The 23,383-nt window shown below is 48.6% G+C and carries 19 protein-coding genes, 1 tRNA gene and 1 pseudogene; 12 read left to right on the forward strand and 9 right to left on the reverse strand.

Features of this window, described 5'->3' with window-relative positions; translation table 11 throughout:
- Positions 1–45: 45 nt before the first annotated feature.
- The gene (locus LGS26_RS07765; RefSeq protein WP_237888314.1) at positions 46–1,056 is read left to right on the forward strand and encodes a sigma-54 interaction domain-containing protein; all 1,011 of its coding nucleotides are present in this window, start codon (positions 46–48) and stop codon (positions 1,054–1,056) included.
- A 52-nt stretch (positions 1,057–1,108) separates the two neighbouring features.
- Positions 1,109–2,461 (forward strand): hypothetical protein, encoded by a 1,353-nt coding sequence (locus LGS26_RS07770; RefSeq protein ID WP_237888315.1) that lies wholly within the window; start codon positions 1,109–1,111, stop codon positions 2,459–2,461.
- Here the strand turns inward: LGS26_RS07770 and LGS26_RS07775 are convergent.
- The 3 genes from LGS26_RS07775 to recD2 form a co-directional block, all read right to left on the reverse strand.
- The gene (locus tag LGS26_RS07775; RefSeq protein WP_237888316.1) at positions 2,442–3,560 is read right to left on the reverse strand and encodes a S1C family serine protease; all 1,119 of its coding nucleotides are present in this window, start codon (positions 3,558–3,560) and stop codon (positions 2,442–2,444) included. The genes LGS26_RS07770 and LGS26_RS07775 overlap by 20 nt on opposite strands.
- Before the next feature lie 13 nt (positions 3,561–3,573).
- Complete coding sequence (gene uppP, locus LGS26_RS07780; protein WP_237888317.1) at positions 3,574–4,407, reverse strand: undecaprenyl-diphosphatase UppP; 834 nt, start codon at positions 4,405–4,407, stop codon at positions 3,574–3,576.
- Between the two features lie 144 nt (positions 4,408–4,551).
- A complete protein-coding gene (gene recD2 / locus LGS26_RS07785; protein WP_237888318.1) occupies positions 4,552–6,906 on the reverse strand; it encodes an SF1B family DNA helicase RecD2 in 2,355 nt (784 codons plus the stop codon).
- 148 nt (positions 6,907–7,054) lie between these two features.
- Between recD2 and LGS26_RS07790 the strand changes: the two genes are divergently transcribed.
- Both LGS26_RS07790 and LGS26_RS07795 read left to right on the forward strand, forming a co-directional pair.
- Positions 7,055–7,131: transfer RNA gene (locus tag LGS26_RS07790), tRNA-Pro, on the forward strand.
- 121 nt (positions 7,132–7,252) lie between these two features.
- Entirely contained in the window at positions 7,253–7,714 is a 462-nt protein-coding gene (locus LGS26_RS07795) for an S-adenosylmethionine decarboxylase family protein (protein WP_237888319.1), read from the forward strand.
- A 253-nt stretch (positions 7,715–7,967) separates the two neighbouring features.
- On the opposite strand, the gene LGS26_RS07800 is transcribed toward LGS26_RS07795, so the two are convergent.
- The 4 genes from LGS26_RS07800 to LGS26_RS07815 form a co-directional block, all read right to left on the reverse strand.
- Positions 7,968–8,570, reverse strand: a complete 603-nt coding sequence (locus tag LGS26_RS07800; RefSeq protein ID WP_237888320.1) for a PilZ domain-containing protein — start codon at positions 8,568–8,570, stop codon at positions 7,968–7,970.
- Positions 8,571–8,595: 25 nt separating this feature from the next.
- Complete coding sequence (locus tag LGS26_RS07805; protein ID WP_237888321.1) at positions 8,596–9,363, reverse strand: OmpA family protein; 768 nt, start codon at positions 9,361–9,363, stop codon at positions 8,596–8,598.
- Positions 9,360–10,121 carry a MotA/TolQ/ExbB proton channel family protein gene (locus tag LGS26_RS07810; RefSeq protein WP_237888322.1) on the reverse strand — a complete coding sequence of 254 codons (762 nt, stop codon included), beginning with the start codon at positions 10,119–10,121 and terminating at the stop codon, positions 9,360–9,362. Before LGS26_RS07810 ends, LGS26_RS07805 begins: the two co-directional genes overlap by 4 nt.
- 86 nt (positions 10,122–10,207) lie before the next feature.
- Positions 10,208–11,578, reverse strand: a complete 1,371-nt coding sequence (locus LGS26_RS07815) for a TrpB-like pyridoxal phosphate-dependent enzyme (RefSeq protein WP_237888323.1) — start codon at positions 11,576–11,578, stop codon at positions 10,208–10,210.
- 158 nt (positions 11,579–11,736) lie between these two features.
- Between LGS26_RS07815 and hrcA the strand changes: the two genes are divergently transcribed.
- The 4 genes and pseudogenes from hrcA (at position 11,737) to LGS26_RS07835 (ending at position 16,666) form a co-directional block, all read left to right on the forward strand.
- Complete coding sequence (hrcA, locus tag LGS26_RS07820; RefSeq protein ID WP_237888324.1) at positions 11,737–12,780, forward strand: heat-inducible transcriptional repressor HrcA; 1,044 nt, start codon at positions 11,737–11,739, stop codon at positions 12,778–12,780.
- Between the two features lie 5 nt (positions 12,781–12,785).
- A complete protein-coding gene (gene grpE, locus LGS26_RS07825; protein WP_237888325.1) occupies positions 12,786–13,388 on the forward strand; it encodes a nucleotide exchange factor GrpE in 603 nt (200 codons plus the stop codon).
- Positions 13,389–13,449: 61 nt separating this feature from the next.
- A complete protein-coding gene (gene dnaK / locus LGS26_RS07830) occupies positions 13,450–15,351 on the forward strand; it encodes a molecular chaperone DnaK (protein WP_237888326.1) in 1,902 nt (633 codons plus the stop codon).
- A 114-nt stretch (positions 15,352–15,465) separates the two neighbouring features.
- Positions 15,466–16,666: pseudogene (locus LGS26_RS07835) on the forward strand (IS256 family transposase).
- Between the two features lie 83 nt (positions 16,667–16,749).
- On the opposite strand, the gene LGS26_RS07840 reads toward LGS26_RS07835, so the two are convergent.
- The gene (locus tag LGS26_RS07840) at positions 16,750–17,412 is read right to left on the reverse strand and encodes a metallophosphoesterase (protein WP_237888327.1); all 663 of its coding nucleotides are present in this window, start codon (positions 17,410–17,412) and stop codon (positions 16,750–16,752) included.
- 187 nt (positions 17,413–17,599) lie between these two features.
- On the opposite strand from LGS26_RS07840, the gene LGS26_RS07845 reads away from it, so the two are divergent.
- The 4 genes from LGS26_RS07845 to bioB are packed head-to-tail and all read left to right on the forward strand — an operon-like array spanning position 17,600 to position 22,026.
- Positions 17,600–19,000 carry an amino acid permease gene (locus LGS26_RS07845; protein ID WP_237888328.1) on the forward strand — a complete coding sequence of 467 codons (1,401 nt, stop codon included), beginning with the start codon at positions 17,600–17,602 and terminating at the stop codon, positions 18,998–19,000.
- Positions 19,001–19,011: 11 nt separating this feature from the next.
- The gene (gene bioD, locus LGS26_RS07850; protein WP_237888329.1) at positions 19,012–19,704 is read left to right on the forward strand and encodes a dethiobiotin synthase; all 693 of its coding nucleotides are present in this window, start codon (positions 19,012–19,014) and stop codon (positions 19,702–19,704) included.
- Positions 19,705–19,711: 7 nt separating this feature from the next.
- Entirely contained in the window at positions 19,712–21,052 is a 1,341-nt protein-coding gene (gene bioA / locus LGS26_RS07855) for an adenosylmethionine--8-amino-7-oxononanoate transaminase (RefSeq protein ID WP_237888330.1), read from the forward strand.
- Complete coding sequence (gene bioB / locus LGS26_RS07860; RefSeq protein WP_237888331.1) at positions 21,049–22,026, forward strand: biotin synthase BioB; 978 nt, start codon at positions 21,049–21,051, stop codon at positions 22,024–22,026. The genes bioA and bioB overlap by 4 nt, the downstream gene beginning before the upstream one ends.
- On the opposite strand, the gene xseA is transcribed toward bioB, so the two are convergent.
- A complete protein-coding gene (gene xseA, locus LGS26_RS07865) occupies positions 21,995–23,380 on the reverse strand; it encodes an exodeoxyribonuclease VII large subunit (protein ID WP_237888332.1) in 1,386 nt (461 codons plus the stop codon). The genes bioB and xseA overlap by 32 nt on opposite strands.
- Positions 23,381–23,383 lie beyond the last annotated feature (3 nt).

Raw genomic sequence — 23,383 nt, forward strand, 5'->3', positions numbered from 1 at the left:
TTTCAATTAATCGAGAAAATACATACGGCAACTGGGGTGACACTGGTGAATAACAATAAAACCACCAAGTTTGACTGTATAGTCGGACAAAGCCCGGCCATGCGGAAGGTCTTCGATCTTATCGAAAAGGTGGCGGATGTCGACAGCACGGTCCTCATTACAGGCGAAAGCGGCACTGGCAAGGAACTCATCGCCCGCGCCATACACAATGCAGGCAGCCGGAACAAAGGACCTTTTATACCCATAAACTGTGCAGCAATACCGAAAGAACTCCTCGAAAGCGAGCTCTTCGGACATGAAAGGGGGGCCTTCACTCATGCAATCCGCACAAGGATAGGCCGCTTTGAACTTGCCGATCATGGGACTATTTTTCTCGATGAGATTGGCGAAATGGCGCCAGATATCCAGGTAAAACTCTTGCGCGTACTCCAGGAACGGAGATTTGAAAGGGTGGGCGGGACCAAGACCATAAGCGTGGACATAAGGGTGATAGCAGCCACAAATATCGTCCTTGAAGAGGCAGTAAAAGACGGAAGGTTCAGAGAAGACCTTTACTATCGCCTCAACGTCATACCAATACATGTCCCGCCCTTGAGGGAAAGGCCGGCCGACATACCCATACTCATAGACCATTTTTTAGAAAAAATATGTTCCAACAAAAGACCATGTATAAAAGGCATAAAAGAAGATGCAAAACGACGCATGATGGCGTATAGTTGGCCAGGTAATGTGCGTGAACTCGAAAATATCATCGAGCGCCTTGTAATACTCGCCAATGGTTCGGTAATTGACGTGTGCGATTTGCCAGACAGGATAGCAGGGATTGAGTCAGTGACGCCAGCGACCGAACAGGCCAAGGATGAAAGGCAGTTTATGCCATGTCTTCCGCAAGAGGGGTTGTGCCTGAGTGAGGCCGTGACTCAATACGAAAAGGCATTGATACTGGAGGCGCTTAAACGGACAAACTGGATCAAAAACCGTGCGGCGAAACTCCTGCATATGAATAGAACAACCCTTATTGAAAAGATGAAAAAATTAGATCTGATGAGTGGTTAGGATATAAACAGACCCAGTGCAGGCCGCATCATTACAAATATTGGAGGCAGCTATGAACCATACAAAACTACCGGCCTCAACACCGTTTCTATCGTTAGTTATGGTAGTTTTTGCCGTCTTCCTGGCAATCATGTCGTCAGCCATCAAAGTCTCGGCGGCAGATGCAAAACTAATAGCAATCGCGCCGATTGACACAGCCGGGGCAGGAAATTTTGCATACTTGGGTCCGGCAGTGGAACATATACTGAGCAGCAGGCTCTATAAGCCTGATATCATCAACGTAGCAAACCCTGCGGATGTGAAGGGCCATATCACAACCATGCAACCAGGATCAAGTAAAACTTTGGGTGCCGCCATCAAAGAAATGGGTGCCGGATACTTCATAACTGGCAGGGTCTCATTGAACGGCAAGACCCCTACGCTCTCTCTCCAATTGGTGGATACAGGTACCAACAAGTCTATTGAATCGCTGGCCCTCAATGATGCATTGGCCCCGGATGCCCTTACAAAAATAGACGAATTTGCAGTCAAGGTGGCAGAAGCTGTCATAACAGGCCCACAACCCCATACAGCATCTCTGGCTGAGGATAAATTTACAGGCGAAACGGCGAATGCGGCGGAAATGCCAGTCCAGCCAAAAAATCATATAAAGGAAGACAATGAGGCAGCACTTGCAAGGATAAATCCAGACTATTTATTTTATGAAAAGCTGCTCAAGATGGCGGGACAAAAAGCCGAAATGACTGAGGCATCAGCAACCCAACCACCCAAAAAGGAAGGGAAAAAGGCAGAAAAAGCCGCCAATGAGGCCTATGAAAGCATGCTTCCATATCCTCCTCCTGTCCCGCCAAGCCCACCCAGAGAGGCAAAAACGGTCGACAAAAATATAAGTCAGGGGTTGGTCTCCAGCCTTATAAAGGCGACACGAAAAGACAAAATTGTGCCGAAACTTCCTGCAATTGCAAACAATCAACCCCCTCCCTATCCGACGCCTGGGGAAATAGAGGCAAAAGATGCCTTGGTCCTCGCTCATGTCGAAGCAGAAAAGGCCTCTTTCCCACCGGCAAACAGTGGCGGCCATCAGAAACAGTCTGTCCCTCAGGTTCAAGAATCGGCTTCAGCGAACACCGAGATGCCTTCAGAAAATCAAACACAGCAACAAACAACCTGGCAAAGACACAAGGGAGGGACCAATGAAGAAGGCTGGCTCTCGTGGATATTGAGTCCATTCAAGGCAATCAAAAAGTCGAATGCAGCCCAGGTTCAGGCCTCAAACAGACCACTTCCGGCCCAGGGAAAAGGTGGTGGAGCTACGCCATCTTCAGCGCCCGAAACACCTGAAAAGCCGCCAGGCTCATCGACCGCCAGCATGCCTTCTGAGGGGCCTATCTGGCAGTGGTATTAATTTTGCTCTTGCCATTGTCCCCTGGTCTTTGCCCAAGGCGAAATTTTATTGTCTTGAGTTCTTTATCCCTGTAAAAAGACACCTGAACAGTACTGCCTGGCTCCTTGGTCTGTAAAAAACGGATTACAGCCGTATCAGAGTCCACGGGTTTGCCGTCTATGGCGACTATTATATCACCACCTACCGGATAGACATGGTTGCCCAATCTCAACTCCTTCTTGCTCCCCTCCATGCCGGCCCTTGCAGCCGGACCATCCTTGACAACATCCGTCACCATAGCCCCCTTTTCTACAGGTAAACCAAGCACCCTAGACAATGCAGGCGTCACCGCACTCAGCCTTACGCCAAGCCACGGCCTTGATATACGCCCTTTTGAGATGATCTGCGATACAATATTTTGAATAATCTCCGAAGATATTGCAAACCCGACGCCTTGGGATTGCCCCTGGGGGGTGAAAATAAGCGTGTTCATACCTAAAACCCTACCCGATAAGTCCACAAGCGGTCCGCCGATATCGTCAGAATTTATCGGTATGTCAGTCTGTATGATAAGATCGATTACGCGGCCGTCAGGTGTGGATATGCTGCGTATGGGGCCATGGAGCACACCGCATGATACTGTATAACCAAGACCGAATGGATTACCGAATGCCATTACAGGCATGCCTGGACTGAGATTGTTTGTTATACTGAAAGAAAGCGGCGGGAACTCCTCAAGCTCTTTCGGCGGCGCCAGGACCTGCAGTACCGCTATCTGGGTATCCGGATCGATTGCCATAAGACGCGCAGGCCATTTCCTGCCGTCGCTGAAGGTTACTTCTATGGAATGCATATCGCTTATAATCTGGGCGTCTGTGACGATATGGCCCTGGTAATCAATAATAAAACCTGAACCGCAGCCTTTTGGTGGAAATGGGGCCAAGGCCATATCCTGTGTAATGGCAAGGCTTGTTATGTTTACAACGCTCCTCCCGATCCTTTGGCAAAATTGTATCTCCTGCCGACCCTCTCCAACAAACCCTGCCGCACCAGACGGACTCAGAAGACCCAAAAACAGGATGATGAATAACACGCCTCCAAGACTAAAAAAGTAGCGCATTCCCGATTCAACCTCACTTGATCAATATTATCGCAACAAACAGCGAGACGATTATACGATAATATACAAATGGATAAAAGGTATGCCTTGCAACATAACGCATAAGGAAAGATACAGCCAGATAACCCGATACCGCAGCAGCAAGGGGACCCCATACAAAATCTGGGCTGAATGCACCCAGACCTTGTTGCCTGAGCAGCTTAAACCCTTCATAAAGACCTGAACCGGCTATAATCGGGGCCGAAAGAAGAAACGAAAATCTGGCCGCTGCCTCCCGCTTAAGACCCAGGAGCATAGCGGTACCCATCGTGATCCCGCTCCTTGAGACGCCAGGTACGATGGCAAGGGCCTGGGAACACCCTATTATCAGGGCATCTTTAAGGCCTATGTTCGAAAATTCCCTTTCCATGCCAGAAAACCTCTCGGCCAAGGCCAACAAGAATGCCACAGTTAGGAGCATGAACACCACAATCCACGGCGACCTAAAAACCGTCTCGGCGTATCGAGAAAAGACCAACCCGCCCAGCCCTCCCGGGATCGTTCCAAGCATCAGACACACGGGCAGGCGTCTGTACAAATTTTTATCTCTTTTATCATCATCTTTATCATCATCCCGTTTACCCCATTTAAAATAGAACAACGATGACGTCATAGAGAGCCAATCTTTTTGAAAATAAACAAACACAGCAAACAAGGTGCCGATATGAAGCATCACATCAAAGACAAGCGGGATATCCGGCAGGCCTAGAAGGTGTTCGGCTAAAATAAGATGGCCTGAGCTTGAGACGGGCAGATATTCGGTTGCGCCTTGGAGGACGCCCAAAAATACAGCTTCAAAAAATGTCATAAGCCTTCACAAAATCCTTATTCGGCCATCCTTCATGGCTCTCGGCATAATCTGGCCGAGAGCCCCCCATTTGACCTATGATACAAACGGTATCCACGAATTTTTATATGGCTCCAGGCGATAAAAAACAAATCCAATCGTTGATCATGATACGGAGCAAGACCTTGAATACATCCCGAGCCAAGTATTCCGCTGCACACCTTGCACATTTTTACAAGCGCGCCTCAAGGCGGAGGGCTGTCCAACCAGATACACCTTCTCCTCGGCCCTGGTAATGGCCGTATAGAACCATTTATTGTTGAGCATTATATAATGTGAATTGGTGAGTGGGATGACGACTATACGATACTGCCCACCCTGCGCCTTATGTACAGTGAGCGCATAGGCAAGTTCCACAATGTCCCCAATATAGTCGAAATCATAAGCGACCACAATCCGCTCGGGATAGACGACATAAAAACGACCTGCCTCCTGGTCTATGCCGGCAACAAGACCTATGTTGCCGTTGAATATCCTCCTTATCCCCTCTCGATTGAATATTTTGCCATTCTTTATATAATTCTCCCAGGCCATAATCTCCATGTCTCTATTTTGGAGATGAACAACCTTGTCGCCGTCGAAGATAGTCATGCCTGCACTTTTGGCTTGGACATACGATCCTGTCTTTGGATTCAATATACCCTGAAGTATGGGGTTTAGGGCCTCTGTGCCAAGGCGTCCCACCCTCATGGGTGTCAGTACTTGAAAATCCCATATGGGATGGGTCAACCTTTCCTTATATTGCCGCGCCAGATCCTCTATCCGCCCCAAAATGGCATTGTTGTTCTTTTCCCTGAAGCTCCTTAACTCAGCCTCGCCCTTATTACCCTTTTTAAGGGCAAAGATGTTGTATTTTTCCACATTGCAAAAGGCAAAATCTCTCCAGCCCTGCCTTTCAACGCCCTCAGGAACCCGCCCCTGTCTGATCTCATTTGCAAAGATGGTAAGCACGCTGTCTTCACTCTGCCGATATATCTTGGTCAGATGAACCGCTGGGATAAGTCCCGCCTCAAGGATATCTGAAAAGACATTGCCCGCACCAATTGGAGAAAGCTGGGCAGGATCTCCGACCAGAATGAGAAGTGCATCCGGCCTCAGTGCACGGGCAAGGCGGAAAAATATAGGCAGATTGACCATAGAGGCCTCATCCAGCACTACAACCCTATGCGGCAAAGGTCTTTCAGGACCATGCTCAAAGCGCCCCTCGCCTTGATACTTCAACAGGCTGTGGATGGTGAAGGCGTCATATCCAGTGGCCTTTCTGAGCCTCGCCGAGGCCATACCGGTAAAAGCACAGCATACTATTTGGTCCCGTGCCGCAAAATGCTTGGCAACGAGATCTAAAATAGCCCTGCAGACAGTGGTTTTACCAGTACCTGCATAGCCTGCCAAACCGAAGACAAGCCTCGGCTCAACAGCGATACGCCTTATTATCTCCTTCTGCTCAAAAGATAGGTCAATGCCGACAGTCTCTTCAAAGCGGCCAGTAAACTCATCGACTGTATCACAGGATACCACCTTACGGTCAGATTCGCAGGAACGCTCTTTAAAAAAATCAAGAAGCCAGTCCTCCATATGTTTATACTGCGAGAGCCCTATCTCACGGTCAGGTCCTGCAACCAAAACACCGTCAAGGATCATGGAGCTTAAAACGCCCTTCAGCATATCGTCCTCAGGCACCTGCCCATCATACGATAAGACATCGGCCATAAGCCCTGTAAGCTTCTTTTCGCCAAGATAGCAGTGACCCTCCGACTCAGCCGCATTGACCAGGAGATGCACAGCGGCAGCGCGCATGCGTGATGGTGAATGAGGTGCCACACCAAGACCAAGCGCTATCCTGTCTGCTGTCTTAAAGCCTATACCCCTTATCTCTGTGAGCCTGTAAGGATCTTCTCTGATGACATCAATGGCCTTGTCTTCAAAATGATTATAGATGCGAATGAGGAGATTCGGTGTTATAGCGCCTTTCGCCCCACTTAGATATTCGGCCAGCTCCCTCAACCCCTTGTATTTACGCCATGAACGAATAATGATCCCAAGGCGTCTTTCCTTTATGCCTTTGACCTCAAGAAGTCTCTCGGGCGCCTCATCCAGCATCTTTATCAGCCCTTCTTCGCCATAGCTCACCATAAGCGTCTCGGCGAGTTTAGCGCCAAGCCCTTTTACCACCTTTGAAAAAAAGAATAGCAATTCGCTCCCTACGGGCCTGTAGGCTGAAAAGGCAAACTGTCTGCCATATTTCGTAACAGTCCAACGCCCACTGAACTCTAGATCAGCCCCTTCAAGACCTATCTGGTTGACAACATCAGGCACATATCCCGCCGCCGTAAAAACGGCGCCGTTCTTAGGCCGCACTCTGAGCACCGCAAAACCGGTCTCTGTAGATGCATAAGTGACGCGTTCGACCCGCCCCGACAAGATCAACTCTCCATTTTCGGGGGCTATCAAGCTATCCATAAAAATAATATATACTTTATATTTGATATCTTGCATTATCAATGCTGCTAAACTTTTTGTGAAGTTTTATTGCTATTTAATCCTTGACGTAGATAAAAAAAAATGTTATCCGCTCTTATCGTTTCAACATAAGAAAGGAAATAGATCTCGGGACGTAGCGCAGCCTGGTAGCGCACCTGAATGGGGTTCAGGGAGTCGGAGGTTCAAATCCTCTCGTCCCGACCAATTTCATTTGTAGGCTTGAATTCTGGCTGTATCCTGCCGGGATCAGCAGGCTCTTTACCCATGGCATGGGTAAAGGGCTTTTTGCATGTCTAAATTGTTGATTGTTAAGGAGGGCAAGGCCATGACATTTAATCTCGCCGCTGCAAATGACAACGGATTGAATCAGAAACAGCCTGGGCATGAACTGGCAAGGCAACGGATGGGCGCTGTGATGGACACCCATCTTCTGGCCGAGATATGGCAATCTCCATTTGCTACACTGGCCGACGCCAAGGTCATAGAAAAAGCGCTCAATCTTCTCGGCAAGGACGCTACCGGCATAGACGGCCAGGATTCATACATATTCGAGGTAATAGTGCACCAATTTAGCCCATACGGCGTATCAGGCACGGCCAAGATGCCCGATGCGCATGTAATCATCCACACATGGCCTGAAAACAAATATGCAGCGGTCGATATCTATGCAAGCGACCGCGAAAAGGCATATATGGTGCTGGAGGGCATCAAAAACGGACTTGAAGCTGGATATGTACAGGTTACAGAACTACGTCGCGGCGAACTCCTCGACATCGAAGACACCTGACTGGACGGCCAGGCCAGGGAGATGACCTGGCTTAATATTATGATCAATGCAAATTTGTCATTCCTGGCAGCCTAATTGGGGATTTCATTGAAGCTACAACGCAGTGGCATTATCGTTAATATTTAAACAATAGCTAAAACCGCCACTCCCAAAGCCGCCGTGACAATTTCATCCCTTTTAAGATTTGGGAAGTATCCAAATTATCTATAAAAAATAGAAAAGGGATCAACTACAGGAACAATCCTTATAATACCTAAGACTTGGTCTCTTCCCTTTGTCTGCGTACAAGTTGCAGTTGGAGCATCTGTTTATTAAAGATATGCTCGACAAGCAGATCTTGGTCTGCTTCATTTACCCATATAAATCTTACGGCTATCCTAAAACCCCCATCGGCATCACTGATGCACCTCAAAACCCTACCATAGCACCTTATAAATATCATCTCAGGCGGGATGAGCAGCTCTATCCTGAGCAATTGATCCCTTGAAAATGGTTCACTATGCCTAAAACCGATCCCTGCGGCGCTTATGTCGACCTCATAGAGCTCATCAGGAAGACTATCCCCCTTACCAACCAATAGATTTTTTAGGATAAAATCCAATTTTTTATCCAACATCTCAAGGATATTCGCCAAGACATCGTCTCTTTCCTTGAGCCTCTGGATGTACAGGCTTAGCTTTTTATCAAAAAATTGATACGTACTGCCTGACGATCTAAGATCCTGCCCCTTCTCGCGCAGATCCATGGCCTTTGTATATTCGTCTTCCTCCACTGCTGTAACCCGCAGAAATACCTCATCTTTTATCCTGACATATGATCTGTTGTCTTTTTTCGCCTCATCGTCATATCTCCTCATCCTACCGTTCTCCTTGTGCTGCCGATCATGACGTCCTCATATTCAGCCCCTTGTCGTCACCGATCTTCTTTTCGATAAGCGGTGTGACGTCAAGGTCGCTTGGATGACCTGACTGGACAAAAATGATCTCGACCCTCCTGTTGCCAGCCATATGCTCAGGCGTATCATTCGGAAATCTCGGCTCGCTATCCCCTTTACCAACGACGGAAAACCTTTTTGCATCAATGCCCTTGGATTCCAGGAGATAATCAACCACCGACGCCGCCCGCGCGGCGGAAAGGTCCCAATTGGAACGGTAGAGAGGGCTCTTGATCGGGAGATTATCAGTATGACCCACAACCATTACATCGCCAGGAACATTTACTATTACCTCCCTTATCTTGTCTAAAACAGGCCTTACGTCCTCCCTTATCTTGGCCTGTCCTATATCGAAGAGGACATCATCTTTCATCCTCAGAACCACCTTGTCATTGACGGTCTCTGCCTCTATCGACTTCTTTGTCAATTCCGGCCCGAGCGCCGCCTTTATCTTTTTCATTATGAATTCATTCTTCAGCCTGATCGATGTCTCACGTGAGATATTCTCACCGCTCAGTACCCTTTTCTCAACCTTTTGCAACCCGAAACTTTGCTTCAAGGAATCCGATATCTCTTTGTATCTAGCTACATCCATTGAAGAAAATGATAGAAGCAACACAAAAAAACCGAGTAATAGGGTCATCAAATCACTGAATGAAAGCACCCAAATGGGCGTACCCTTCTTCTTGATCTTCAATCCCCATTTTTTATTCATAAATCAACCGTCTCAACCTTTTTTTGCGCTGGCAGAAAGCTGTTGAGAAATTCCTCAAGTATCTTTGGATTCAAACCTTTCTGTAGCCCGAGTATACCCTCAACAACCAATCTTTTATTTAACTCCTCCTCCTGGCTCCTGCGCTTAAGCTTGTCGGCGATCGGCAAGGCTATGAGGTTGGCTATTACAGCCCCATAGAGCGTAGTAAGCAGAGCCACAGACATAGACGGTCCGATCGACGAAGGTTCTTTCATATGGCCCAAAAGGGCAACCAGCCCTATCAAGGTGCCAATCAGGCCAAAGGCTGGCGCAGTCTCTCCTATGGCAATAAAGATGCTTTGGCCAACGCCATGTCTCTCGAGCGTGAATTCTATCTCCCTGTCAAGCGCCTGGGCTATAAATTCTGGCTGATAACCATCGACACAATACATGACGGCCTTTCTAAGGAACGGATCGTTAATCGGGACCTTTTCAAGCCTGAGAATCCCTTCCTTCCGTGCAATATGAGAAAGGAATATTATCTCCTGGATAATCGACTCCGGAGACGGCGTCTTGACAAAAAAGGCCTTTGCTGCAACTCTCATGCTATTTACGAGATCAAAAAATGTAAACCTGATAAATGTAGCTGCAAGCGTCCCGCCCAAAACAATCAAGGCCCCGGGTAGGTTTATATAGCTTGCAACGCCACCGCCCAGGAAAATGGCTACCAAGATCAGTGCGATACCAGAAATCAGTCCAGCCAGTGTGGCTATATCCATAAAAAGGCCGTCAACCTCGCCGCCCTTAAATTTCCCTCGTATTTTAAAAAAAACTAGTTAAATTTTTTGAGGTTGCTTGCTCATTACTATATGCCTGTAGGGAACTTAGGCAAATCCATCAATGCATCGGCTATCTTTTTTTCTGGGTATTCAAAGTCAATGAGCCGCCCAGCCATATAGTCATCGTAGGCAGAAAGGTCAAAGTGGCCGTGCCCACTTAAACAACAAACTATGCACTTTTCCTCCCCGGTCTCCTTGCACCGCAAGGCCTCGTCTATCATGGCCCTGATGGCGTGTGATGTCTCTGGCGCAGGGATGATACCTTCTGTCCTTGCAAACAAAAGAGCAGCTTCAAAGACAGGGTTTTGTGGATAGGCCCTTGCCTTTATCAGGCCCGAATGCACAAGATTGCAAAGGACAGGGGCGTCCCCATGATATCTCAGACCGCCTGCATGTATACCCGGCGGTTCAAAGTTATGGCCAAGGGTGTACATAAGAAGCAGCGGGGTCATGCCGGCTGCGTCGCCGAAGTCATATCTGAATTGCCCTTTGGTAAGCGTCGGGCAGGATGTAGGCTCAACGCCTATCAACTCAACGGTCTCTTTTCCCTTGATCACATCCCTTGCGAAGGGTATGGCCATGCCGCCGAAATTCGATCCGCCACCCACACAACCTATAACTATATCGGCCTTGTCATCAACAAGATCAAGCTGTTTCTGGGTCTCGAGACCTATGACCGTCTGGTGAAGAAGGACATGATTCAAGACACTGCCCAAGGCGTAATTTGTATCTTCATGGGTTGCAGCATCTTCAACCGCCTCTGAAATTGCCATGCCGAGACTACCGTTTGAATCAGGATTCTTTGCAAGGACGGCCCTGCCATAACTGGTTCTATCGGTTGGGGACGGATAGACCTCACCACCCCATGCTTGCATAAGGATTCTTCTATACGGTTTTTGATTGTAACTTACCTTTACCATATAAACCGTACACTTCATATCGAAAAGGGCGCATGCGAAGGAAAGGGCACTTCCCCATTGGCCCGCCCCTGTCTCCGTAGCAAGTCTATTCATGCCAGCCGCCTTGTTGTAATAGGCCTGCGCTACAGCTGTATTCGGCTTATGACTCCCGGGAGGGCTTACCCCCTCATTTTTATAATATATCCTGGCCGGTGTCTTTAGGGCCCTTTCCAAGTTCCTTGCCCTGTGAAGCGGGGTCGGTCTCCAGAGCTTATATATCTCTCTGATAGGCCCTGGTATCTCTATCAATGTCTCCTGGCTCATCTCCTGTTCTATGAGTGCCTCAGGGAATATAGGTTTCAGATCATTAGGCGTGACTGGTTTTCCGGTAACTGGATGCAGGGGTGGGGCAAGCGGGGTGGGAAGCTCGGGTAGGATGTTGTACCACGCATCAGGAATGTCCTTTTCATCAAGTTGGATTTTAAAACCTTCACTCATTTAATCTCTCCTAGAGTTTTAAATATATAACATTAACCTTGGCGGCTATTCAACCTAAAAGTCATATGCCCATCAAGTTGACATCCAAACTCGGTGGAATTATTTTTCACTAGCACTCTCTTATAACCTAAGCGCTAAATCTAAAATCGGAAAAGTTTATGTTAAAATCCGATCGCACTATAGACATATCGGATCGCAGCAAGTATCTGCTCAAGGCGATCGTTAATGCTTACATCAGCAAGGGAGGGCCCATAGGATCTAGGACTATCTCGAAGAAATGCGACTTTGGCCTCAGCCCTGCGACAATACGCAATATTATGGCCGATCTCGAAGAGATGGGGCTTCTCGTACAACCGCACACCTCTGCAGGACGTATGCCAACCGAGGCCGGCATACGATATTATATCGACCATCTGATTGAAAAAGAATCCCTTTCGCTGAAGGATCAGGAGGCCATTGAGGAAGGGCTCTCAAGCACACATGATGATCTTACTGCTATCTTGAGCAGAACGGCGCAGATACTCGCTGTCTTCTCGGGTCACGCCGCCATAGTCAGCGCGCCCAGGCCTGACAGAGACATGCTCAGGCACATCGAGTTCATACATATAAAACCTGGCCTCGTCCTGGTTGTGACCGTATCCGATTCCGGGGTTGTGCAAAATAGACTGATCAGGACGGAAACTGATCTTTCCCAAAGGCGAATGGAGAGGTTCTCAGCATATCTAAACAACCTCCTTGATCGCTGCAAGGACTTGAAAGAGGCCAGGGACGCCGTGATGCAGGAACTTCAGGAGGAAAAGCGCATATTCAACATCTTGATCAACGAACTTTTAGACAGACAGGAATCATCCGAAACCTATGGAGAATTCTTTATAGACGGGAGACAAAATCTCTTAAATCAACCTGAATTCTACCAAATCACCCGTCTTAGGGCTATGTTAAAGACGCTCGAAGAGAAAAAAAACTTGGTTACCCTCCTGGATAAGTGCCTTGAATCAAACAAGATGCAGATATTCATAGGCTATGAAGGCTTTGGAGACAAAGGCCCTTGTTGTGGTATAGTACTTTCTTCATATTCCGATACAGGCCGACCGCTTGGCACCCTCGGCATATTAGGACCTATGCGGATGAATTACGCCAGAATGATCCCCCTTGTTGAATATACCGCCAAGGTCTTAAGCGAAAAATTAAAGGAGTTATGAAGATTATGAATATACATGAAACTGAACAACAAGAACAACAAACTGAGGTACAAAATAAAGAACAAGATCAACGGCAAGATCAACAACAAACCCGTGGACAAGAAGATTACGAAGAGTTAGTCGCCAGACTTAAAGAAAAAGATCAAGAGATAGCTGCATGCAAAGACAAGATGTTGCGCCTGGCAGCAGAGCTTGAAAACTTCAAAAAACGGATCGAGCGCGAAAAAGAAGAGCACATGAAATATGCCCTTGAGTCCTTTTCAAATGAGCTGCTGCCCTTTCTAGACAATCTCGAAAGGGCGGTGGCTGCCTCTAAGGAAAGCAGAGACATCGACAGGCTGATCGAAGGACTCGAACTTACACTTTCAGGCTATCTCAAGACCCTTGAAAGGTTTGGTCTGAAGACCTTTGTAGCGGAAGGACAGAGATTCGACCCAAATCTACATGAGGCCATCTGCATCGAAGAAAGCCACGAACATGAGGAAAACACTGTTATAAAAGAACTCTTAAAGGGCTACACCTTGCACGAAAAACTCCTGAGGCCTGCATTGGTGGTCGTATCAAAAAAACCGTGCGGCGGCAGTGGACAAGGCGAAACAAGTGCTTAGTTTATCCAAAAGCGCTATTTTAAACAAAAATACAACGATTTTATAAGGAGGATAAAGAAATATGGCTAAAGTTATTGGGATAGACCTAGGCACCACAAATTCCTGTGTTGCCATAATGGAAGGTGGTGATCCGAAGGTCTTGGCCAACGCTGAAGGCGGCCGCACTACCCCTTCGGTTGTAGCCTTTACCGACAAAGGCGAACGACTGGTAGGCATGCTTGCGAAAAGACAGGCCGTAACCAATGCGGAAAATACGGTCTTTGCGGTAAAGAGGCTGATTGGGAGGAAATTCTCCGATCCCGAGGTCCAAAAATCAAAGGGCATCGTATCATATAAGATCGTCGAGGGCCCCAACAGTGACGCATATGTCGAAATCAGAGGAAAACAATACAGCCCGGCTGAGATATCCGCCATGATACTCACAAAGATGAAACAGACCGCTGAAGACTACCTTGGCGAAAAGGTAACAGATGCGGTAATAACCGTGCCGGCATATTTTAACGACAGCCAGCGCCAGGCCACAAAGGACGCGGGCCGCATTGCAGGACTTAACGTCCTTCGCATAATAAATGAGCCGACAGCCGCTTCCCTTGCATACGGCCTCGACAAGAAAAAAGAGGAAAAGATAGCAGTCTTTGACCTTGGCGGCGGTACATTTGATATATCAATCCTCGAGATAGGGGAAGGCGTATTCGAGGTAAAAGCTACAAATGGAGACACATTCTTGGGCGGCGAGGACTTCGACCTCAAGATCGTCGATTGGCTCGCCAATGAATTCAAGAGGGAAAATGGCATAGATCTAAGACAGGATCGAATGGCGCTGCAGCGGCTCAAAGAGGCCGCTGAAAAGGCAAAATGTGAACTCTCAACCACTGCCGAGACCGAGATCAATCTGCCGTTTATCACGGCAGATGCCTCTGGCCCCAAACACCTGGTGGTTAAGCTGACTAGGGCGAAACTTGAAAGCATGGTTTCCGACCTGATAGACCGTGTGGTGCCGCCGTGTATGACGGCGCTCAAAGACGCAGGGCTGACGGCCGCTGATATAGACGAAGTGATCCTTGTGGGTGGCATGACCCGCATGCCGAGGGTGCAGGAGAAGGTAAAAGAGATATTTGGCAAAGAGCCTCACAAGGGTGTCAATCCTGATGAAGTTGTGGCCATCGGCGCAGCAATCCAAGGCGCTGTCTTGAAGGGCGAGGTAAAAGATGTACTTCTCCTTGACGTAACGCCGCTTTCACTCGGTATAGAAACCCTTGGCGGCGTTATGACAAAGCTCATAGAAAAAAATACCACCATCCCCACCAAAAAAAGCCAAATATTTACGACTGCTGCTGACAACCAGAATGCTGTTACCATTCATGTCCTTCAAGGTGAAAGGGAAATGGCCTCCGACAATAAGACCATAGGGCGCTTTGAACTCGTAGGCATCCCACCTGCGCCGAGGGGCGTACCACAGATCGAAGTCACCTTCGATATAGATGCAAATGGAATCCTAAATGTCTCGGCCAAAGACCTTGCAACCGGTAAAGAACAATCAATACGCATCCAGGCATCAAGCGGCCTCACTGAGGAAGAGATCAAAAAAATGATAAGAGATGCCGAACTTCATGCCGAGGAAGACCGCAAGCGCAAAGAACTCATAGATGCCAGGAATCACGCCGACAGTCTTATCTACAGCACCGAAAAGAGTCTCGCCGACCTTGGGGACAAGGTGGATGAGGCCATAAAGACCCAGATAAACGACAAGATAGCGGCACTCAAAAGAGAACTTGAAGGGACTGATATCAAGGCCATCAAAAAGGCACAGGATGAACTTATACAGGCATCCCATAAACTGGCTGAAATGATGTATAAAAAGGCATCGGAAGGCGGCACGGCAGGCGGCGGTGAAGAGTCAGGCAAGGGAAAAGGCGGCGGCAATGAAGATGTAGTAGACGCCGATTTCGAAGACGTAAAATAATTTTAAATCCGAACCATCAAAAAGATAAAGGCGCATTGCAGAGGGTGTAAAATAATTTGTGTAAATGGCCATTCAGGGGTATGTCGATATCCCACCCTTTAAAAGGAGATCATTATGGCCATTGAAAAAGAACTGTTGGATCGTCTGTTTGTCGGCTACGACTGTAAAAGACCCGAAGAGCTGATCGGGGAAAACGGGTTGCTCAAGCAACTGACCAAGGCCCTTCTGGAAAGGGCGCTGCAGGCGGAAATGGCTGTCCATCTGGGACACGAGAAACATGGTGCAATAGCCGTCAAAGGCGGAAATGCCCGTAATGGCAAATCCGTCAAGACCATCAAGGGTGAGTTTGGCAAGCTGCCGATCGATGTCCCTCGTGACCGCGACAGCAGCTTTGATCCGGTGATCATTCCGAAGGGGCAAACCCGCTTTTCCGGTTTTGATGACAAGATTATTTCACTCTACACCCGGGGTATGACCACCAGGGAGATTCAGGGGCATCTGGAGGATATCTATGGTGTTGATGTCTCTCCCAGCCTGATTTCAGCGGTCACTGACGCTGTTGCCGATGAGGTTAAAATCTGGCAGAATCGCCCTCTGGACACTGTTTACCCGATCATCTATAGGGACGCGATAATGGACATGTTATGAACAAGGCGGTCTATCTGGCTATCGGTATCACCATGGATGGGGTCAAGGATGTCCTGGGGATGTGGGTTGCGGAAAACGAAGGCGCCAAGTTCTGGTTGCAGGTAGTGACAGAGTTGAGAAATCGTGGGGTACAGGATATCTTTATTGCCTGTGTGGATGGCCTGAAGGGTTTCCCCGAGGCCATTGAGACGGTCTTTCCTCGCACCCGGATACAGCTCTGCATTGTCCATATGGTGCGCAATTCCCTGAGATATGTCTAATGGAGACAGCGCAAAGAGGTAGCTGCGGACCTCAAGACCATCTACCAGGCGACAACCGCCGAGCAGTCTGAGATGAATCTTACGGCCTTTGAGGAAAAATGGGATGAAACGCATCCGTCCATCGGCCAATCCTGGCGCAGGAACTGGGAGCGCATTATCCCTTTTTTGCCTATCCGCCGGAGATACGCAAGGTGATATACACGACTAACGCTATAGAATCGTTGAACATGTCGCTGCGCAAAGTTACTAAGAACCGGGGTTCGTTCCCCAATGACGAGGCTATGCTCAAACTGCTTTATCTGGCGCTGAACAATATCGCCAGGAAATGGACTATGCCAATCAGAGACTGGAAGGCCGCATTGAACCGCTTTTCCATCTTATTTGGTGACAGAATGCCTGCTTATTGAATATGAAAAAACAAGACCGTTTACACAAAATTATTTACAGGCCCGCATTGCATTGATGCGCCTTTATCTTTTTGATTAAAAGACTATGCAAGAAATTGATTTAATCGGGCAACCCGCACCCCTGTCTCATCACATTCTATCTCGATCCAGCCGGGCACTTTTAGCATGCCTGGGTTCAATATAACTGTCTTGCCAATCCGATCCTCCCCCCTGGCTTCATGGATATGGCCTGTGAGACAGAGATCGGGTTGTTTTTCTTCTATAAACCTCCGAATAGCCTCGCTTCCTACATGAACCCCGCTTTTTATCCTATCAGCAGAGGTATTGAGGGGCGGCGTATGAGATACAAATATCTTCACAGGGAGCGAAGCTATCTCTTTATACCCCTTTATCGCCAACCTATAGAGCTCATTCTCTAAAAATTCCGTCGGCGTATTGAACGGCGTTACATTAGATCCACCTACGCCGAATATACCTATTCCACCGATTTTTATACCCTTGCCGTGCAGATTTATGCCTATCTCGTCGAGAAAGACGCCTACGGCTGGCTGGTCGAGGTTGCCAGGCAGGGCATATATGTTCTTATTGAGGCTGCGGACGGCGCTCAACACCGCTTCTGCGTCATCCCTTCCGCCGAAATTGGTTAAATCACCTGTAATGATGAGCAAATCGGCATCCCTCACGACAGGTATATCATCAGCTGCCTGATAATCCATATGTATGTCGCCGAATGCTATTATTTTCATTGTATTGGCCTCCGGATATATTTTTTGTTGATATGAAATTCTAGGCTTTTAAAAAACTTGATAAATAAATACTAATTTAGATGAAATGCATATGCAATAATCGACATTACCCATTGACGTCCCAATCCATGCCTATTATTTAGTTTAATCTGTGCAAGCATCAAAATTATAGGTGAATGCTGTTGCCATGGATATTAAACGATTATTTCGCACCAAGAAGGTGACAAACGGTCTCTTTTGTGAGACTGAATTAAAGCGCTGTCTCAATGCCCTAGATCTGACACTGTTCGGCATAGGGGCGATTATAGGGGCCGGCATATTTGTCCTGACCGGTATTGCAGCAGCCACAAAGGCCGGGCCGGCCATTGTATTCTCCTTTGTGTTGGCCGGCCTTGCATGCGCCTTCTCAGCGCTAGCCTATGCCGAACTCGCTTCCGCTGTTGGAGGTTGCGGGAGCGCTTACGGCTATGCCTACGCCGGACTCGGTGAAATTATAGCATGGGTCATAGGCTGGGATCTGATACTTGAATACGGCGTCGCCACCCCTGCCGTAGCTATCGGATGGTCAGGTTATTTCAACAACGCATTGACGGCGGCCAATATCCATCTGCCGCAATGCATACTTTCATCATTTGCCGAAAACGCCCACGGCTTTATCAATCTTCCGGCGGCGGCGGTGATCCTCCTACTGATGCTCCTGCTGATCATAGGCGTAAAGGCTGGCGCACATTTCAATGCAGCCATGGTGGCTGTAAAGCTCTTTGCTATTGCAGTATTTATAATCATAGCAGCCGGCAACATAAATCCAGCCAACTGGAACCCATTCATGCCGTTTGGGTGGAAAGGCGTGGTGGGAGGCGCCTCACTCATCTTTTTTGCATATATAGGCTTTGATGCCGTATCAACAGCAGCCGAAGAGGCCCTAAGGCCTCAACGCGATGTACCTATAGGCATCCTGGCCTCGCTCGGAATATGCACGCTTATATACATGCTCGTCTCCGGTCTGCTGACTGGCATCGTCCCGTATCAAACGCTTAACGTCCCATCCCCTGTTGCAGAGGCCCTACTTAGGATAGGATATCGTTGGTCATCGGCCTTGATAGCTGCAGGGGCCATTGCAGGACTTACAACCGTCATGCTCGTCCTGTATTACGGCCTGACGCGGATATTCCTGGCCATGGCCAGAGATGGACTTTTACCAGCTTTTTTTTCAGACGTCTATCCGCACACCAAAACGCCCGTCAAAATAATCTTGACAAGCGGTATATTAATGGCATTGGTAGCCGGCTTCACGCCGATCTCTCACGTAGCTGAACTTGTCAACATTGGCACGCTTGCAGCATTCACCATAGTCTGTCTCGGCGTTATCATCATGAAACATACACATCCTGAGCTTAAAAGGCCTTTTAGGACACCTCTAAACCCATTAATACCGGCTCTAGGGGCAGCCTTTTGCATATATCTCATGTCCGGTCTGCCGCTCATCACTTGGTTACGGTTTTTTATCTGGCTGGCCATAGGCCTGGTAATCTATTTTACATATTCACAAAAACATAGCCTTCTTGAATCAAATATCGATTGGCGGTAGATATCTGACTAATGATCATCTTCATCACAGGGACAGATACAGATATAGGAAAGACCTTCGCCGCCAGCCTCCTTGCCAGGTCCTTTCTTGACCGCGGTCTTGCAGTCAAGGTTCAAAAGTGGGTAAGTACCGGCAGGCGCGCCTATTCAGATGACCTGGCATTTATCTATAGTTTCATAGGAGAAAAAGACCTGCCAAAGGCAGGCTCCTTTGAATCTCCTTATTGTCTTTCTTTCCCGGCCTCGCCCCACCTTGCTGCTGAAACGGAAGGTGTATCCATAGAAAAAAAGCATTTGATCAAGACCTCTCGCTCTCTTGCCGCACAATGTGACATCCTTATTATTGAAGGGGCCGGAGGCGCTCTTGTACCTCTGTCCCGAGATCTCTTGACCATAGATCTGGTTGGCGAGCTTAAACTGCCAGTCGTCCTGGTGGCAAGGAGCGGACTCGGTACGATAAATCATACTTTACTTACAATCGAGGCGATGGAGAGGCGGGGCATTAATATATTGTGCGTGCTTCTTAATAATCAGAACGATGTCCCTGATCCGTTAATCGTCAATGATAACTTAAAGACAATCGGGGAATTCGGTGACCTCCCGGTATTCGGGCCGATCCAGCGCGTAAAAGAACCCAGAGAGGCCCTTTACACTATAGAACCTATGGTACAGTATCTACTCGACTGTTTAAGAGAGACGAATTAGGGCCTAAATGGACATAGTTGAAAAAGACAAAAGGTTTCTCTGGCACCCCTATACACAGATGAAAGACCTTGAAAAGGTGCCCTTGCTCTTTGTGGATCATGCAGACGGCGTATTTTTATATGACAGGGATGGAACAGCGTATTACGACTGCATCTCTTCATGGTGGTGCATCGTCCACGGCCACAATCACCCTTATATTAATGCGGCTATAAAGGCCCAGCTCGGACGCCTCGAACAGGTTCATTTTGCAGGAACCACGCATGAAGGCGCCATCAAACTGGCTGAGCGCCTCGTCGGGATCACCCCGCCCAATCTTACCAGGGTCTTTTATTCCGATAACGGTTCAACAGCGTGCGAGGTTGCATTAAAAATGTCATTCCAGTATTGGAAACAGGCAGGACATCCTGAAAGAGAACGATTTGTCGCCCTTGACCGTGGATATCATGGAGATACCATCGGCACAATGAGCGTAGGCGGCACCGGCGGCTTCCACTCCATATTTTCACCCCTGTTTTTCAAGACCCATCGGCTGCCTTCGCCATATTGTTACCGCTGCGTCTACGAAAAGCCATGCGCCGATGACTGCACGCTCGAGTGTCTTTCTCCACTTGAGACCTTACTAGACGAGGGCGGCATAGCAGCCATCATCCTCGAGCCGCTCCTTCAGGCGGCTGGCGGCATGATAGTTTATCCTGTAAAATATCTCAAAAAATTGGCAAATCTTGCCAAGGCCTACGGGGCACACCTTATCCTTGACGAGGTGGCTACAGGCTTCGGGCGTACAGGCAGGATGTTCGCCCTTGAACACGCCGGGATCGAGCCGGATTTTCTCTGCCTCTCAAAAGGTATTACAGGGGGATATCTCCCGATGGCCGCAACCCTTACGACAGAAGAGGTCTTCCAGGTCTTTTATGACGATTACGAAAAGGGCAAGACCTTCTTCCATGGCCATACATTTACGGCAAATCCTCTGGCTGTGGCTGCCGCGCTCGCATCACTCGACGTATTTGAACAAGAGATGGTACTTGAGAAGACCGCGGACAAGATCGCATTTCTGCAGAGAGAAAAGGAACGAGCAAGGGACATACCGATCGTGGGGGATATAAGGGGAATTGGCATGGTTGCCGCCTTCGAGCTGGTGGAGGATAAGGCCACGAAAAGGCCTTTTGATCCGAAGATGCGGATGGGGTGGCTCGCATACATGAAGGGGCTCAAAAAAGGCCTGATAATCCGGCCGTTGGGTGATATTATCTATCTATTCCTCCCCCTTTCCGTAACTATTGGCGAGATCAGAGACATACTCGACCGACTCTTTTCAGTCTTGTCTTCACTTGAGGCCAAGACATGAATCCCTGGAACGCTATATCGAAAGAATTATCGCTGCTCTCAGGTCTTCCGTTAAAAACACTCCTGGATCAGGCCCTTGAGGTCAAATTCAAGCATAGGTCCAATCGTCTATCCCTCTGCACGATTATGAATGTAAAGTCAGGGCTGTGTACCGAAAACTGCGCATTTTGTGCCCAATCGGCAAGGTTCAAGACCGGCAGCCCTGTCTATGGACTTAAATCCACGGCCGAGATCGTCGAAGAGGCACAAAGGGCCAAGGCAGCTGGTTCAATGCGCTTCAGCCTCGTCGCAAGCGGACGCGGCCCCAATGATGAAGAGGTAGACCTCTATGCAGAACGGATATCGGCTATAAGGAGCAGAGTCGGAATAAATATCTGCGCCTCCCTTGGGATAATCGACAAATATAGCCTCATAAAACTGAAAGAGGCTGGGCTGAGCCGCTATCACCATAATATAGAGACATCAGCCAGGTTTTATCCCAATATAGTAACGACCCATAGCTTCAATGAACGGATCAACACAATCCTGGCTGCAAAGGAAGCTGGCCTTGAGGTCTGTACCGGCGGCATAATAGGCCTTGGCGAGGCCTCAGAAGACCGCATCGACATGGCCGCTACGCTCAAATATCTCAATGTGGATTCCGTACCCATAAACATCCTCGTGCCTATACCAGGCACTCCGCTTGCCTCAACCCCAGCTATCCCTATATATGAAATATTACGTACAATAGCCGTCTTCAGAATTGCACTGCCGGACAAGGCCATAAGGATAGCCGGAGGTCGCGAGACCGCGCTCAAGGACTTCCAGGTGCTTGCATTTCTTTCAGGGGCCGACGCCATGCTCGTAGGCGGATATTTGACCGTCAGAGGCAGAACGATTGAGGAAGATATGGCCTTTGTCAAAAATATCAAAGGGCTTTGGCGGCATTACATGGAATGGAATCCTAAACCTGATTGGCCTGATCTGTCTTTTTGAATACATATCTGTCTTTTGCCACGGACAATGCCTCACAGAGGATGGCCCCATTCCGTGGAATTATTACCAGCCTTTCCCCGGCCTTAACCTTTTCCGCATCCCTGACCACCTCATCGCCAAGACCTTTATAGACGATGCTGTAGCCCCTCGAAAGGATCGACAGCGGGCTCGCCGCCTCAAGACGCCCGACAACCCCTGAAAGCGCTGTCCTTTTCCGCTCAATATATAGACTGCCGGCCCTTACGCATCTTAAAGAGATGGCCTCCATCTGGGCGCTTAAGACCCTGCAGCGTCTTTTGTATCCATTGAGCGCACCTTCAAGTCTTCCAAAAAGGTTATCATATCTTAACTGTCGCTCTCTCAGGGCATGCCTTGGGTCTTTAAGGCGATAGGCAAGCATCTGCACGCCCTTCTTTTCAAACCTTATCCTATTTAAAGCCGCGCGCAGAAGGTCTTGTCTCAGGCCCTCAAGCCGCCTTAACAATACATTCTGAGATGGAAATATCGCCTGGGCCGCGGCGGTAGGCGTCGCGGCCCTATAATCGGCAACAAGATCGGCAATAGTAAAATCTATCTCATGGCCGACCGCAGAGACAACAGGCACCGGTGCCCTAGATATCTCCCAGGCTAGGTCCTCGCTGTTAAAGGCCCACAGATCTTCTATTGAACCGCCGCCTCTGGTAAGGACTATAACATCGCCATCCCCTACAACCTTAGATATCATCCTTAAGGCCGCGATAATCTCCTCGCTCGCACCCTCGCCCTGCACCTTTACAGGACAAATAATAATTCTGGCGCCCTTGAACCTGCCCCTTGCCGTACGTATAAAGTCCTGTATGGCCGCTCCTGTCGGCGATGTAATGACAAATACCCTCTCAGGTATAAGCGGCAGAGGCCTCTTGCGCCCTTCTGAAAAGAGCCCCTCCTTCGCGAGCCTTGCCTTGACCGCCTCAAGGGCCAGCATCAAGGCCCCCTCCCCTTTCCTTTCAATGGATTCGAGCACGAGCTGAAGGTCTCCCCTGCCGGAATAGACGTTCAGCCTGGCAAGGCAAGTCACGTGCTGGCCGTCCTGGATGCCGGATGAGCTGGAAGCCGCCTGTGACCTGAACATCACGGCCCTGATCTGTGCATAGTTATCCTTCAATGTGAAATAAATATGCCCGGAGGAGGCCCTCTTAAAATTAGATACCTCACCCTCGATCCAGATATAATGGAAGGCCCCATCCAGCAGGTAATTTATCTCAGAAAGGAGCCTTGAGACCTGCCAGACCTGTCTTTCGGGCAGATTATGGCCCTGGCCGGCGGATTCGAGGGCCGAGAACGGGAACAATGACCTTAAAAGCTCTTCAGACATGGC

This window comes from Dissulfurimicrobium hydrothermale, from assembly GCF_022026155.1.
Taxonomy (GTDB): Bacteria; Desulfobacterota; Dissulfuribacteria; order Dissulfuribacterales; family Sh68; genus Dissulfurimicrobium; species Dissulfurimicrobium hydrothermale.

What these genes read in the sequence shown, in the direction of transcription:
- LGS26_RS07770 (WP_237888315.1), top strand. Translation starts at nt 1,109, where the DNA reads ATGAACCATACAAAACTACCGGCCTCAACACCGTTTCTATCGTTAGTT.
- LGS26_RS07775 (WP_237888316.1), bottom strand. Translation starts at nt 3,560, where the DNA reads ATGCGCTACTTTTTTAGTCTTGGAGGCGTGTTATTCATCATCCTGTTT.
- uppP (WP_237888317.1), bottom strand. Translation starts at nt 4,407, where the DNA reads ATGACATTTTTTGAAGCTGTATTTTTGGGCGTCCTCCAAGGCGCAACC.
- recD2 (WP_237888318.1), bottom strand. Translation starts at nt 6,906, where the DNA reads ATGGATAGCTTGATAGCCCCCGAAAATGGAGAGTTGATCTTGTCGGGG.
- LGS26_RS07795 (WP_237888319.1), top strand. Translation starts at nt 7,253, where the DNA reads ATGACATTTAATCTCGCCGCTGCAAATGACAACGGATTGAATCAGAAA.
- LGS26_RS07800 (WP_237888320.1), bottom strand. Translation starts at nt 8,570, where the DNA reads ATGAGGAGATATGACGATGAGGCGAAAAAAGACAACAGATCATATGTC.
- LGS26_RS07805 (WP_237888321.1), bottom strand. Translation starts at nt 9,363, where the DNA reads ATGAATAAAAAATGGGGATTGAAGATCAAGAAGAAGGGTACGCCCATT.
- LGS26_RS07810 (WP_237888322.1), bottom strand. Translation starts at nt 10,121, where the DNA reads ATGGATATAGCCACACTGGCTGGACTGATTTCTGGTATCGCACTGATC.
- LGS26_RS07815 (WP_237888323.1), bottom strand. Translation starts at nt 11,578, where the DNA reads ATGAGTGAAGGTTTTAAAATCCAACTTGATGAAAAGGACATTCCTGAT.
- hrcA (WP_237888324.1), top strand. Translation starts at nt 11,737, where the DNA reads ATGTTAAAATCCGATCGCACTATAGACATATCGGATCGCAGCAAGTAT.
- grpE (WP_237888325.1), top strand. Translation starts at nt 12,786, where the DNA reads ATGAATATACATGAAACTGAACAACAAGAACAACAAACTGAGGTACAA.
- dnaK (WP_237888326.1), top strand. Translation starts at nt 13,450, where the DNA reads ATGGCTAAAGTTATTGGGATAGACCTAGGCACCACAAATTCCTGTGTT.
- LGS26_RS07840 (WP_237888327.1), bottom strand. Translation starts at nt 17,412, where the DNA reads ATGAAAATAATAGCATTCGGCGACATACATATGGATTATCAGGCAGCT.
- LGS26_RS07845 (WP_237888328.1), top strand. Translation starts at nt 17,600, where the DNA reads ATGGATATTAAACGATTATTTCGCACCAAGAAGGTGACAAACGGTCTC.
- bioD (WP_237888329.1), top strand. Translation starts at nt 19,012, where the DNA reads ATGATCATCTTCATCACAGGGACAGATACAGATATAGGAAAGACCTTC.
- bioA (WP_237888330.1), top strand. Translation starts at nt 19,712, where the DNA reads ATGGACATAGTTGAAAAAGACAAAAGGTTTCTCTGGCACCCCTATACA.
- bioB (WP_237888331.1), top strand. Translation starts at nt 21,049, where the DNA reads ATGAATCCCTGGAACGCTATATCGAAAGAATTATCGCTGCTCTCAGGT.
- xseA (WP_237888332.1), bottom strand. Translation starts at nt 23,380, where the DNA reads ATGTCTGAAGAGCTTTTAAGGTCATTGTTCCCGTTCTCGGCCCTCGAA.